The organism is Halostella pelagica, assembly GCF_004762015.1.
Classification (GTDB): Archaea; Halobacteriota; Halobacteria; order Halobacteriales; family Natronoarchaeaceae; genus Halostella; species Halostella pelagica.
Genome location: NZ_SJES01000003.1, coordinates 157,595 through 171,778 on the forward strand (window position 1 = coordinate 157,595; position 14,184 = coordinate 171,778).

Sequence of the window (14,184 nt, forward strand, 5' to 3'; positions counted from 1 at the left end):
CACCTCCGTGACGGACTCGGCCGAGACCGCCCTCTCACGAAGGTGTCGCGCTCGATACCGCGATAGTCCCCCAGACCTCCGTGCGTTTTTATTACCTCTTATTTTAGTCGAATCATTTACCATATCAGATGAATCAATACACTATCTCATAATATTTTTTCACGATATCTAATATGTAATGTCCCGCACCGGCCAAAGTTCCGTGCCCGAGAAACCGTCGCACCCCCATTTTATACACAAGTATTATTACTGAAATTGAATATCATATAGTGTGAATAGAACTGTCCCGGTGGCTATCGTACTTATCGCCGCCACGATACTCGCGGTTCCCGCCCACACGACAGCAGACACCGGACCGTCCGACCACGAACTGGCCCCTGACAGGTACGAGATGACGGTCTCGGATGCCATTGAAACGCCCGTGCGAACGGTCACGTTACAGGAGACAGACCACGAGATATCGAGTCTCACCGTCGTGGATCCCGGTGAGTCGGTCTCGGTCAGCGTCAGCGGTCCGAACGAAACGTACCGCGTTTATCTCTACAACGGGGACGAACAGATCGTTTCGGAGAGACGCGGCGACGGAGACGGGTCGTTCACGTTCGATCTTTCGGGCTACGACCCGGGGTCGTACATGCTGGCAGTGCAGCAGGACGGCTATTACCGGACGGTTCATCCGGTCGTAGTTCGCGGCTACGAGGTGACCGTCGACGCCGCGGAGGAGGTGACTGTCGGCGACGACCTGACCGTCACCGCGAACGTGTCGCGGATCGCGGACGCGCCATCGCCTGACAGTGTCGAGGTGACAGTGGTGGACGACGAGACCACCGTCAGAGCGTCCGCGACGCAGACATCGGAGGGAACGTACACCGCATCGGTGTCGACGGGGGACATCGGAACGGGCGAGTATTCGCTCTACGCGGGCGTGCGCTCCGACGATCCGGCGTTCGGCGAACGAGCGGTCGTCGGTATCAGCCGTTCGGTAGATCTGTCGGTCGAGCAGGACCGAACAACCACCGAAAGCGGTCCGTCGAACGGCGGACCGTCGGGAGGCGAGAGACCGGCGACGACGCCGGCATCAGAGACGACGCCGGAAACAGTGACGCAGACGACACAGTCCTCGGCGACTGTCACGACGACGGCGACGGGTAAGAGGACCCCGACGAGAACCGAAGGAACGACTGAGTCGACGTCGAACGCCACCGGAGACGCTTCGGTTCTGACGCCTGACTCGTCGACGACAGCGCCTGATAGCGACGACGGCGGTAGCGATAGTTCGGGACAGTCAGGACTGGGGATCCTCGGCGCGATCTCCGCGATGGTGTCGATGAGTCTCCTCGCTATCAGGCGGTCTCGTTCACGGTGAGACCCCGAAATTTTTTGCGCCCTCCAGTGTGGGAATAATGCATGTCCACAGAGACGGACTGGAGTCACCTGCTCCCCGCGCCAGTCCGTTCGCTCCCGGCCGATCTCGTCGCTATCATTGCCGTCGTTAGCCTCACGAATCTGGCAGTGCTCGGTCCAGTTCTCCGGGACACGCCAGTCCGAGTCGCGCTCGGCCTCCCGTTCGTCCTCTTCGTACCGGGATACGCGTTCATCGCGGCACTGTTTCCGGAGGACGGGACCCCGCCGTCCGAGGTGGAACGAGACGGTCGCTTGACGACCGCGCTCCACTGCGACCGCGGCATCGACGGCATCGAGCGTGTCACGCTCTCGTTCGGGCTGAGCATCGCCATCGTTCCCCTGCTCGGATTGACGCTGAACTTCACGCCGCTGGGCGTCCGCCTCGTCCCCGTACTGGGAAGCGTCAGCGCCTTTACGCTCCTTGCGACCGTCGTGGCCGCGCATCGCCGGCGGGACCTCCCCGAGGACGAGCGGTTTCGGGTCCCCTACCGCGCCTGGATCGCAACCGGACGGTCGGAACTGTTCGAACCAGATACCCGTGGAGACGCCGTGTTGAACGTGATTCTCGTCCTCAGTGTCTTGCTCGCCGTCGGGAGCGTGGGGTACGCCGTCACCGCCCCGAACGAGGGTGAATCGTTCACCGAATTCTACCTCGTTACCGAGAACGAAACCGGCGACCTCGTCGCCGAGGAGCATCCGACGGAGTTCACGCGGGGCGAGAGCGAAGAGATCGTCGCGGGCGTAGTCAATCGGGAACACGAACCCGAGGAATACCAGGTCGCAGTCGAACTTCACCGAGTCGAACTGGCGAACAACTCGACGCGAATACTGGAACGAGAAGCGGTGTCACAGCACGCGACAGGGGAACTCGGACACAACGAGACGTGGCTCCGAACGACCAACGTCTCGCCGACGATGACCGGTGAACGTCTCCGGCTAACGTACATGCTGTACCGTGACGGCGTCCCTGACCGGCCGACCCCCGAAAACGCATACCGGGAGTTGCATCTGTGGGTGAACGTGACGGAGTCGGAGAACGAAACGACAGCGGACAGCGACGACGCAGTTCGGGAACCCAGTCGTTCGACGGTACGGGGTGGTTCGGCCGGGCAGGACGCGACACAGAGTCGTCTCCCTCGAGTACGAGTCCAGGTCGCCCGCGTCGGACGGGGGACCGCAACTCGGCCGCTCTGACTTCACTCTATTTCGGCTTCCACAACGGGGTCCGCCTGCTGGCGGTGCGATTCAAAAAGCTTCGACGCCCAGGTGACCGCCGCTCGCGTGTCGTTAACCATGAGACCAGCGATACTGCTCTGGTCGGTGTAGACGACCACACAACAGTACGTCGTCTCGTCGTGGTCGGCGATAATGAGACCGAAGGGGAGATCGCCGGTCACGTACGGCTGATAGTCGCCGGCCGCGATCCGGTCCGCTATCCAGTCGTACGTCGCCTGAACGTGTTCGTACACCGCTTTGCAGAACACGATTTCGGCGGTTGCACCCCCGTCGATCGCCATCCGGAGCGCGTCTTCGGCCTTCGGCGCAGCGTGGGCCTGCGAGAGCCCGCGGATCCGGTCGGCATCGCGAATGATCTCGGTCAGGACGGAGACCGGAACGGCGGGAGCAGGCTCTTCGGCGACGAAGACCTCAGCGTCCCAAATGAAGTCCAGACTGATCGGTGTCTCTTTCGGGAGGTGTTGGAGCAGTTCGTCTGCAGCGACGATGGCTTCGGCGCTCTCTTCGTACCGTGAGTACTGTTCGTAAAGGAGTCGTCCACAGACCGTCAGTTCGTAGGCACTGTTTTCGTACGCGACGAGTCCGAACTGTTCGAGGTCCTGTACACCTCGGTTTACAGTCGAGCGTGAGACATCGAGTTGGCTGACCAGTTCCCGTTTCTCCGACGGGTTCTCGGCGAGCGCGTCGAGAAACTCTATCCGCTTAAACACCGTCTCCATCATCTCGCGCAGGCCTTCGTTCATTCGTTTCGCTCTGTGCTATAATTACAGGCAGAGGATTTTTATATCTATTTCGTAGTCTGATTGAAATTTCAGTAGGTGAATTTACTAAATCCTCCATTGTAGCTGAAAATCATCGATGGAGGTAATCGCATCGTCACCGTCACGTACAGTAGTTACCTTGGATAAGATTAGATAAATAAACTATATTTATAGAAGAATGAAACCAAGAGCACAGAGGTGGGTGTCCCGAGGAGGGGTCCATCGCGTTAGGGAACGTAGCCGACGCACTCTACCGGCCGCAGTTATCCGTGAGGGCTGGTCCAAGGGTGCCGAGTACGACGGGTGGAAAGTGGAGCCAAATGTGGGGTATACTGCAGGAAATTCCGCGTCATGATGCAAGTACCGATCATTACCCTCGATTCGATCCTGTTACTACTTGCAATAGGCGTCCTCCTTTGGGGGTTCGAACGATATCGGTCACGGTTCGTCAAAAGCGACCTTTTCGCCGCAGTGATCTTCGCCAGTGGACTGTTGGCCATGGCCTTCGCTCCGGGGCTTTTCGGAGTACTCGGCGGGGCCCTCGATATACAACAGCGACCACTCGTGATGTCGATGGCGGCCAACCTCGGCTTGCTCACGTTCCTACTGTACGTGTCGAGCGTCGTCCAGAACGTTCGTGGCGACCTCTCGGAACTAACGCGCAATCTCGTAGTCGACGACGCGCCGATGACAGACGGCGGCCGAGAGAGCATCTACGTAGTCATTCCGGCGTACAACGAGGCAGAGACTATCAAGTCGGTGGTTCAGTCACTCCCGGACCGAGTTCGAGGACACTACATTCAACCCGTAGTCGTTTCGGACGGGTCCGCTGACAACACCGCAGAACGGGCGCGGTACAACGGTACCATCGTCGTCGAACACCCGCTCAACCAGGGCCAGGGCGGCGCGCTGAAGACCGGGTTCGAAATCGCGCAACGCGACGGGGCGGCAGTCGTCGTGACGATGGACGGTGACGGACAACACCCGGTCGAGGAACTCGACAGACTCGTATCGCCGATCATCGACGGAGAAGCGGACTACGTGATGGGATCGAGACATATCGGCCAGGACGAATCCGGGAACAGTATCGTGAGACAGAGTGGAATTCGGTTCTTCACGGTGCTGATAAACGTGCTGACGAAGGCGGACATCACCGATTGTACGAACGGTTATCGGGCGATTCGGGGGTCCGAACTGGATGAGTTAACGCTGACTGAAGAGCGGTTCAGCGCACCGGAACTGATCATCGAAGCTCGAAAGAACGGGCTGCGTATCAAAGAACTCCCGATCATGATCAAAGAGAGACAGGCCGGCGAGACAAAGAAACCACAGATCGGCTACGCGGTCGGACTAACTCGGGCGATCCTCATCAGTTGGCTACGATAATGACCGATCCGTCTCCCCGTTCTGGAACGAGACCCATTCGGACGGTACTCTCCCGTGTGTAGCAGTGTGAATGTCGCAGTGAGTTCAATACAGCAATGACAGATCAGTGTGAGGCCGAGAATCTGAAGATACTACGTGTAGCTCAACAAGTGTATCCGAAAGCCCTCGGTGGCGGCGCGTATCACGTTCACGCATTAAGCAGAGACCAGGGCTTGAGAGGTCACAACGTAGAGGTAGTAACCGTGTCCGACGACAGCCGTGGATACAGAGACGACCACTACGACGTGACCGCATATCCCTGTACTGTGGAACTGTTTAAAAATCAGTTTTCCGCAGACGTTCTCAAGTCGCTGATCGACCTGGGCAAATACGACGTAGTGCATGCACATTCTCATCTGAGAGCGACGACGAATTTCTGCGCTCTGTCCAGGTGTATCAACGACACACCGTTACTCATCACGAATCACGGCAGTCACTCTCAAAGCGTCCCGTACTGGTTCTCTGAGGTGTACAACCGCACCGTTGGACGGTTCACGATGAATCGTTCGGACGTCGTTTTTTGCTACACAGCCGAAGAAAAGCGGCAGCTCCGTGAGTTCGGGATCAGTACGGACATTGAAATCGTCCACAACGGCATCGACCACGAGATGTTCCGACCGCAGACCGACTCCGACCCTCGAATAGAGTCGTCCGGTCCAGCGATCCTGTTTGTCGGAAGACTTTGTGAGGGGAAACGACCGCAGGACGCTCTGATCGCGTTCGAAACGGTCAAACGGACGTATCCTGACGCGGAGTTGTTCCTGTGCGGGGACGGCCCGTTGCGGACTGATCTCACTGACTTGGCCGAAAGGCTTGGGTGCAGGAAATCAGTGCATTTTCTCGGCCACATCGAGTACAACGCGATGCCGTCGATCTATTCGGCCGCCGACGTTCTGGTCCTTCCGAGTCGGACGGAGGGATTTCCACGGGTCGTTTTGGAGGCGCTCTCGGCTGAAACGCCAGTCGTAGTTTCCCATCTCGAACAGATCGCCTCGCTTGTACAGCAGGTCGGCAAAACAGCACCGGTCGGGGACGCGGAGGCCTTCGCTGAGAGGGTCCTCTCGCTGCTTCGTGACCAAGAGAGACTAGCACGGTTGGGGGAAAGCGGCAGAGAAATCGTCAAAGAGAGGTTTTCATGGTCAGAAACAGTCGAGGATGTAACTACGGCAACCCGAAAAAAAGTCCGCAACAAACGTGAAAATGACACGTTATAGTCGAAGTTCGTGTCTGAAATTGGCCATTATTCTGCTGTCGTTCGTACTGATCAATTCCTCGATCATCTACTCTGGGCAGTATATGGGCTCAGGGTTTTTATTTAACCTCCGTGTGCCAGAATATATAGAAGCCGCTTCTACCGGATCTGTTAGTTTAGACGGTGGCGCATTCGAAACCTTTCCACTGTCTCCGTTTTACGTTATAACCCTCTCCGAGATCACTGGGTTGGGAGTTCTACGATCCCTGTACATCCCGGTCGTCCCGGTGCTGTCGTTTTTTATCTATGTATACGTCTGTAGCGTTCTGTTCGACGACTTTCGTGTAGCCCTCCTGCTCGGATTTAGCGCAGCGGTCTTTCACTACGGAACTGTCCTCCATTTTGTCGAATACTCAGTCGGGTCCCTTCTATACCTCATCACTGTGACAGCTGTGTACAGGTATCTGGAATCGGGAGATAAACGTATAGGGGTCGTCTCTCTACTGCTTTTCCTGGGTGTTAAATCGTTCTCTCCCCACGCTGAAGTCTGGGCAGTGACGTTCGTTTTCGCTTTTTGTTTCCTTCTACCGTTGGTGAAAAACGAACCCGTTCGAACAGTATCCGGATACGCAACGATAGTGTTGATCCTTTTGTTCTCGTTCAATAGTAAAGTGTACGATCAATTGCTGCCGGGACTATTAATTGGCGAACGGAGGATCCAACCGCTGACCCATTTCATGGAGTTCCTGTTCCAACTCGGGGGGAAGAACAACCCGATTAACGAGAAGTTCATTGCGCCGGGGTTTTCCCGACAGATACCGCAGTTTATCGACGCGACTTACGTTCTACTGACTGGACTGCTCGTTCTCATTGCAGTGATCAGTTACGCCCTGTTGCTGGTGTTTCAGGGAAGGGATAGTTTGTCTTCGCCGGATGTGTTCGCATTATTGTTGGTGTTCGCACTTCTCCTTGACACGCTCCTCGTCTTCTCATTCGGAAACGTGAGCTACGAGTTTTTGCGATTAGCTGGCCCGATACTGGGAGTGTACACCGTTTTCAGGATCGTCGCGGTGACTGGTAGAACAGGATATAACACGGCGTACATCGGTAAATCACTGGTCGTGGCGTTTCTCGTCCTGACGCTGCTTTCACAGGCAGCGTACTTCGCCTACGACGTTCCAGAAACGAAAGTCGACGAGACGCAGACGGAATCCGTCGCCGTTCACCTTGAGTCGAGTTCAGATTCCGCTGTGTTCACTGGATTTAACGAATTCGGCGTGATACGGAGTTATTACGCAAAAGCCGGCGAGGAAGTGCCGTTTTCTCATTCGGAATTCAATAGCCGCCGATATGAGTATATAATAGGCGCTAACAGCACCGAGAACGGAAGTTTCGACTCTTTGATCGTGAGCGAACAGATGTGGAACCGGAATTTCAAAGGCGACGACACCTGGCGGTATTACGAGTCCCTATCGAGATATGAAACCGAGATCGATTCGAACCCGAGACTCAGCAAAACGTACACATCCGACGAATACACGGTGTATCAAGACTGACCGGTGAGTTCTATGAATACGAAGAAACGCGTTTGGACCCGGTTCCTATGTTAGAACTGCTCCTCATAATCACAGGGCTCGTAGCGGTAACAGCCCTGTTGACGTTTGAAAACACGGCGGTGGTCGGGATCTGTTGTTTAGCTACGTCGTCTGTGATCTCTTATTGGTTGATCAACTACCACTCTCTGCCGACTATCGTCGGGGCCGGCGTGAATTCCCTTATATTCATCTCCGCGGTTGGAGGGTACTACCGATTTCGCCGCCCTTGACCCCCGGAAACGTTAGTTACTCTTCCGTAAGATCGACTCGACGGAGCGGAGGATCTGCTCGCCGGTTACCCGGTTACTGTGGTTCTCTTTGACGTATCTTCGTCCTTTTCGACCGATATCTCGCCGTCGAGTCGGCGAAGAGAGCAATGACCTCATCGTTCGCCGAAATTCGGCCGTGTCTGAGTACGTAATAATACCGGTCGGATCGTCCGTATAATCGTCGATACCGAATGCACTGTTAGTGAGGACGGGAAGCTCCCACGCTTGAGCTTCGAGGAAGACGTTCGGCATTCCGTCCGTATAGCTCTTATAGATGAATATATTGGACATGCTGTACAGTTCGAAGATGTTATCGACGTGTCCAACAGCGTTGATCCGACAGCGAACATCAGGAGACGGATAGACGCGGTTTATGTCTTCGAGTAACTCCGAGAGATAGTAGCCGCTACCGGCGATAACGAACCGTACCGATCGGTTCTCGGATAGGATCGGCTTCAGCGCCTCCAGCGTTTCTCGGGCCCCTACGTATTTCCCCTTGAACCGTAAGTTCGCGACAGTCAGAACGATAAAAGGGTCATCCTCTTGCAGATCGGCAGCGTCGTCGCTACTATCGCTGACCTCCTTCGGCACTGGCGTGAGTTCTATCCGCTCCGGAGGACAACCCGTATACTGTTCGACGCTACGCTGGATCTCGTTGGAAACGACTAGGAATCCGTGGGTGAAACGGAACGTAAACCGACGAAGCAGACTCCGAGCCTTGTATATTGAATATTTTTTATAGTTGCGCTGCTGGATATGTTCTTTCCTCTTTGCTCGGTTGACTCGCCACGCATCGCCACCCAGTCGGACGATCAACGTAGTTCGAGTCAGTATCGAGACTATCGTCGCAACGAAACTAGCGAACCCGTCTCCTTTCGCGAGGATAACATCCGGCCGCTTAACTACCGCGTGATACAGTGCCGAGAGCAACAACAAAGGATATCTCCAGACGAGACTGCTATCCGAATTCGTAGTCAGGATGGACGCTGAGACGTCAGTCGTCGAAAGCGGCTTTGCAAGTTCTTCTGTTCTGGTTTCAGAGACGACTACGATTTCAGTAAGAGTCATCGATTACTTCCTCAACTGTGTTCACCAGCTTTTTTCGAACGTTTTTCCGGTAGAACCGTTCCGGGCTTTCGACAGGTAAGCGCTCCCAGTTCGTCAGTTTGGACACGAATTCGCTCTTCGAGTTGAACAGATTAGACGTTGCCTCCGCGATGTCACCGACGTTTCGAGCCAGGACAGGAGTGCCCGTAGACAGCGCTTCTAAGATCACTCGTGGAACGCCCTCAGTCAAGGACGGATGAATAAGGAGGTCAGCGGCGTGTAGATACTCCGGTATTCGGCCCGGATCGACCGGGCCAACGAAATCGACGTGATCCCGTATCACCGAGAGTTCAGGTTCCGTTCCGTCTCTCTGTCCGACGAAGACAAAATGCAGATCTTCCCGTCGTTCGACTACCCGTGGAAGCGTTTGTCTCAGTAAACGCGACCCCTTCTGCGGAGTGAACCGCCCAATGAACAGAATTACGTCCCTGTCCGTGCCGAAGTCGATTTCGCCCAACTCGTTTCGTTGAAACCGTTTAGAGTTAATCGACGGGGGGATCTTGACGGTTTTTTCCTCCGGGACGTTCCGTCGGACGAGCCGTTTCCGACCGGTGTCTCCCAGAACGATGGAACGATCCGCAAGTACCGGGGGAACACGACCAAAGACGTTGTTGACAAGATACGACACGGGTTTCTTGTACCCGTCCTGATACCGGTACGAGCGAAACCGGTCACCGCTGTATCTATAGAGAAACGGAATATCGTATACCTCAGAGACTATGCCCACCACTAACCCGTGTGTCGGCGGGCGAGTGATCTGCAGTATGAGGTCAGGATCATTGTGTGCGGCGTACTGCCAAGCGAGAGCCGCCTCGGCTCTCCGTCCGGACGAGAAATTCCCTCGATACACGGTATCGTAATACTCGTCTATACGAGTGCGATAGCTCGGTTCCGTAGTCGTAACCAGATCGAGAGAATACCGCTCAAGCATCCACCCGATGTTCGTCACGGTGTTTTTTATGTTGAATTTGTTCGTGAAACAACCCGTGAATATCGCTACTTTTGGTTCCATCTATGCAGTGTACCCGAGATCTCGGAGTCTCTCCTCGACTGAGCCTACGTCTTCGAGCTGATATCTCTCCTTTTTAGAGCCTTTTTCGATGGAACGTCTGTTCTCGAATGGACACTCGAACCATGGGATTTTCACTAACTCATCGACGTAGATCCCCAAGGGATGGCCCCACCCACGTACGGGTATCGGCGACATAGACTCGTTGAACAGGTTCCCGTGATCAGAGGTGACAACCGTTTTCCCGTCTAACTCATCGATGATCTCCTCTACGTGTGGAATACACCTCTTCAGATTCGATTCGTAATGCGCGTAGAGTTCGTTTCTCGGCACACTCAGTTCGTTTTTCATCAATTTGGTCCACAGGTTCACCTCGTCCGTTCGTTTTCCCGATAGGTGCCCTTTATCGAAGTCGGTGTTTGAATCGATGAATGGGTAATGTGGCTGAATGTAATGTATAACGTATCTCTTGTTCGGATACTCGGCCTGTAGTTCATCGACGCGTCCGTTCATGGTTTCCGGGAGAACTGTGCCGGTTTCGGAGTCCCAACCGTCCTCCCTCCACACGTTAACGATATCAAACAGTTCCGGCGACAGGGAGTTGAAATTATGATATAGCTGGGGGTTTGCAGTGATATACACCGTATCGAGGAGTGACCGGCCCGCGAAGTTCCCACGGAGGAATTCGATCGTACTCGATCCACGAGATGTTTTCCGGGATAAATCGCCAGTCAGCGACCAGTTCTCGGAAAACGTATCGTATCTGCAAGCGTCGAGAACGATCAGATTATCCCAGTCCTGTTCAAATACGTCGACACCGTTTTCGTTATACCGTCTCCTGTTCAGCCGCCGATGGTATAAGTTATTTAACTTTTGTACTGCCAGTCGAGGGTGTTGAACTGCAGAGACCAGAGTTGAACCCATCAGAAGGTAGTATTCTCTTAGAGAGTAATTAAACTAATTCTCACTAATAGAAAATATAATATATTTTACTTTAATACAAGTATATTTATAATTGAATGTCTTTTCATTAGTCTTAAGATAAATTGATATAGAGGGGTATAATACCTACCCAGCGGAGAACAACCGTTGATGCCTGGCCCTTATGAGTCTGTTTAGCCACTACGAGAGGTGTCGTGAGTAATGGGGGAGGATTCTTCGTCGAAATTGATCGTCTCGTCCCTCGATTCAGTCGTTAAAGGGTCGTACTGGTATTTCCTCGGGATAGTGGCGAGTAACGTATTACTGGTTGTATTTAACCTACTACTCACGCGATCACTGGGGGCGGACCTGTACGGGATTTTCGCGTTTGCGAACTCACTCGTCATGTCACTGCTGCTCGTCTCCAGTTTCGGTGCGAACAAGTCCGTTTTGAAGTTCATACCGGAGTACGAGGACGACAAGTCCACTCAAAACGACATATTCGGTCTAACAGTTATCAGTTCGCTATTGGGGTGTAGTTTGATCGGTGGGACGCTCTACCTGTTTTCCGGGGTAATAACGTCTCTCACATTAGAAGATCCGCTACTAGTGCCCGCGCTTGAGATATTTTCACTTATTCTGATAGTTCTCACCTTCGTCGAAGTCATTAAAAGTTCCTTCCGCGCCATGGAGATAGCATCGTATCCGATACTGATCGACAAAATCCTACGGCCGACGGTATACACGTTTGCTGCAGCGGCAACATACGTACTGAGTCTGTCGCTGTATGGGTTTCTGTTTTCGTTTCTGTTCTCCGTGGTTCTTTTATTCGCAGTATCACTGTTGTTGTTCATACGGAAGTCCCGAATTCGTCCAACGTTTTCGTACTCACCGAGCAGGATCTATGAGTATTACAATTATTCCCTTCCAGTCAGCCTGAAAGACGCGGCATCGATCCTATATACTAGAGTTGACGTTCTAATGGTCGGGGTCCTGCTCAGTTCCAGTTCAGTCGGAGTATACAACGTCGTCGTACTCGTATCGAGCATTATCGCGTTTCCGTTATCAGCGATAAACCAACTGTTTCCACCGATCGCCTCGAAACTCTACTCGTCAGATCAGAAGCCAACGCTGAACGCCGTATATAAAATAGTGACACGATGGTCGTTCACAGCATCGTTGTTTCTGGCGGCTTACCTGATAACGTTCCGAGATAGTGTGTTACAACTTTTCGGGAGCAACTTCACGACCGGAGCTACTATTCTGATACTGTTAGCGATAGCAAAGCTGATTAGTGGTTTAGTCGGTCCCAGTGGGTACGTTCTCATGATGTCTAACCATCAGTATCTGGTTCTTTGCAATCAGGTTACGGTCGGCGTATTGAACACTATACTCAACTACGTACTGATAGTAAAGTACGGTATCGTCGGCGCTGCGATAGCAACAGCACTCTCGCTCAGCGTGATTAACCTCGTTCGGATCGCCGAGGTGTATCATATGGAGGGGTTGTTCCCGTATTCAAAGGCGATGCTGAAACCCGCTGTGAGCGGGGTCTTCGGATTGGTAGCGATGTACGGTGTGAAGACACTGATGGGGAATACGCTCTCATTGCTTTTCGGGGGTGTGTTTGGGTTCGGTGTCTACTTAGCGGGCCTTGTCGTCTTAGGGTTAGAAGACGCCGAAGTGAGGATATTAGATACCGTTCTCCCGGAGAAAGGAACGAATGCGTTACTCGGGTATCTGGAATAGATCGATCACACCCCACCGACTGAGACGTGGTAATCTAAAGGTATCCCAGTTCCTCCAGTATCTCTTCAGTTTGGCGGTCAACGTCGGCGTTTTGGTCCCGAACCTCCGGTGCCATGGCTCTGGACCGTTTCCACTGATTTAGCTCTCGGTCGAGTTCGATTACGGTTTCCCGGTCTTTCGCGAAACGGTTCTCTGATTCCCGGGGGTCGTTACGGATGTCGTAAAACTCGTCGTTCGAATCAGAGGCTCGAATGAGTTTGTGTGTCTTCGTACGTATCGCCCGTAAACTTCGGTCGAACGTCCGCATACGATCATTTACCCCGGAGAGCCGTTCCGTTAGGGCTTCCATCGAAGGCTGTGGAGCCATGTATTCAGAGACCACGAAGTCGTGTCCGCTCTCTTCAGCATTCGGATGGAAAGAGTTCCCGCGGAGGTTCTCTTTCACGGACGCGTCCTCTTCGCCGATCAGGTCAAGTATCGTGGGAAAGATATCCGTGTGCTGAACCAGTTCGTCCGGGTTCGCCCCGGTCGAAAACCCACCTCCCTCGACTATCAATGGAGTGTGTACCAGCGTATCGTACAAGCAGTACTGATGGTCCATCAGTCCGTGGTCGCCGATATTCTCCCCGTGGTCCGAGGTGATGATGAAGATGGTGTCTCTCTCGGTGAGGGTTTCGTTGATTGTCCTCCGCAACTCGCCGATCCTGTGATCGAGGTATCGTATCTCGCCGGCGTAGAGCGCCTTCAGGCAGTCCAGTTCGTCTTCCGGAAGGGAGAGCGACCCGTTGATGTACTCCCAGGGGTTCTGCGGAACGTTCACCGCTTTATCGTAGCTTACACCGCTTGGGAGAAACTCCGTCACAAATCGTTCGGGCGGGTCGTACTCCAGATGCGGTTCGAGGTAGTTCACGAAGAGAAACACCGGATCGTCCCGGGAATACGACTGTAACTGCTTACGGATCCATTTGTTCGCCCTCGCCGCTCCGTTATCGGATCGAAATCGGGACCGGGTTTGATGGTACAGTCCGTTGAGAAAATTGACAACAGGGTTCCCCGACAGCGTCGTTTTCACCGCTTTCCGTAATCTGTCACGGCCTTCGTTTGTCAGACCGGCTTTTCCGAAATCCTCCCCCCTTTGAATCAGCTTCCACCCTTTGAAGAACTTATCAAACTCCCTGATAATTCCGAACTGATCGTTGATCCAGGCGTTGTTAGAGGCCCCCATCGTCGTATACCCGCACTGATGTAAAATCGCCGGGAAAGTCGGAACTGACGGATCTAAATACTTATTGCCGGCGTGGGCACCGTGTTCGGACGGATGAACACCCGTGAATATCGACGCGTGAGATGGTAAGGTCCACGGTGCTGCTGCAAACGCGTTCTGAAAGGACGTCCCCCGAGAGGCGATATCGGCGAGATTCGGAGTGACATTCCGTTCGGTTTTCCCGACAAAATCGTATCTAGCGGTGTCCATAACGATCAGTACAATATTCGGATCTGGCTCATTTTCACGCAT

10 protein-coding genes and 1 pseudogene are annotated in these 14,184 nt (G+C 53.8%); 6 read left to right on the forward strand and 5 right to left on the reverse strand.

All coding sequences use genetic code 11. The features are described from left to right. Positions 1-271 precede the first annotated feature (271 nt). A complete protein-coding gene (locus tag EYW42_RS08930) occupies positions 272-1,366 on the forward strand; it encodes a hypothetical protein (protein WP_135534923.1) in 1,095 nt (364 codons plus the stop codon). A gap of 41 nt (positions 1,367-1,407) precedes the next feature. Further along, positions 1,408-2,430: pseudogene (locus tag EYW42_RS08935) on the forward strand (DUF1616 domain-containing protein); the annotation flags it as partial. 170 nt (positions 2,431-2,600) lie between these two features. Here EYW42_RS08935 and EYW42_RS08940 read toward each other — a convergent pair. Beyond that, positions 2,601-3,383 (reverse strand): helix-turn-helix transcriptional regulator, encoded by a 783-nt coding sequence (locus EYW42_RS08940; RefSeq protein WP_135534925.1) that lies wholly within the window; start codon positions 3,381-3,383, stop codon positions 2,601-2,603. Between the two features lie 369 nt (positions 3,384-3,752). Between EYW42_RS08940 and EYW42_RS08945 the strand changes: the two genes are divergently transcribed. The 3 genes from EYW42_RS08945 to EYW42_RS08955 all read left to right on the forward strand — a co-directional run bounded on the left by EYW42_RS08945 (position 3,753) and on the right by EYW42_RS08955 (position 7,574). Beyond that, positions 3,753-4,787, forward strand: a complete 1,035-nt coding sequence (locus EYW42_RS08945; RefSeq protein ID WP_375137128.1) for a glycosyltransferase family 2 protein — start codon at positions 3,753-3,755, stop codon at positions 4,785-4,787. 95 nt (positions 4,788-4,882) lie between these two features. Then, a complete protein-coding gene (locus tag EYW42_RS08950) occupies positions 4,883-6,040 on the forward strand; it encodes a glycosyltransferase family 4 protein (RefSeq protein ID WP_202613854.1) in 1,158 nt (385 codons plus the stop codon). Between the two features lie 112 nt (positions 6,041-6,152). Beyond that, on the forward strand, positions 6,153-7,574 hold the full coding sequence (locus tag EYW42_RS08955; RefSeq protein WP_135534927.1) for a hypothetical protein: 1,422 nt from the start codon (positions 6,153-6,155) through the stop codon (positions 7,572-7,574). 281 nt (positions 7,575-7,855) lie between these two features. Here the strand turns inward: EYW42_RS08955 and EYW42_RS08960 are convergent, their stop codons facing one another. The 3 genes from EYW42_RS08960 to EYW42_RS08970 are packed head-to-tail and all read right to left on the reverse strand — an operon-like array spanning position 7,856 to position 10,922. After that, positions 7,856-8,950 carry a glycosyltransferase family 4 protein gene (locus EYW42_RS08960; RefSeq protein ID WP_135534928.1) on the reverse strand — a complete coding sequence of 365 codons (1,095 nt, stop codon included), beginning with the start codon at positions 8,948-8,950 and terminating at the stop codon, positions 7,856-7,858. Continuing rightward, the gene (locus EYW42_RS08965; protein WP_135534929.1) at positions 8,937-10,001 is read right to left on the reverse strand and encodes a glycosyltransferase family 4 protein; all 1,065 of its coding nucleotides are present in this window, start codon (positions 9,999-10,001) and stop codon (positions 8,937-8,939) included. Before EYW42_RS08965 ends, EYW42_RS08960 begins: the two co-directional genes overlap by 14 nt. Further along, positions 10,002-10,922 (reverse strand): hypothetical protein, encoded by a 921-nt coding sequence (locus tag EYW42_RS08970; RefSeq protein WP_135534930.1) that lies wholly within the window; start codon positions 10,920-10,922, stop codon positions 10,002-10,004. It lies immediately after the preceding gene. Between the two features lie 219 nt (positions 10,923-11,141). Between EYW42_RS08970 and EYW42_RS08975 the strand changes: the two genes are divergently transcribed. Next, positions 11,142-12,668: a flippase gene (locus EYW42_RS08975; RefSeq protein ID WP_135534931.1), complete on the forward strand. Its 1,527-nt coding sequence runs from the start codon at positions 11,142-11,144 to the stop codon at positions 12,666-12,668. 34 nt (positions 12,669-12,702) lie between these two features. Here EYW42_RS08975 and EYW42_RS08980 read toward each other — a convergent pair whose 3' ends face one another. Further along, positions 12,703-14,184: a sulfatase gene (locus tag EYW42_RS08980; RefSeq protein ID WP_135534932.1), complete on the reverse strand. Its 1,482-nt coding sequence runs from the start codon at positions 14,182-14,184 to the stop codon at positions 12,703-12,705.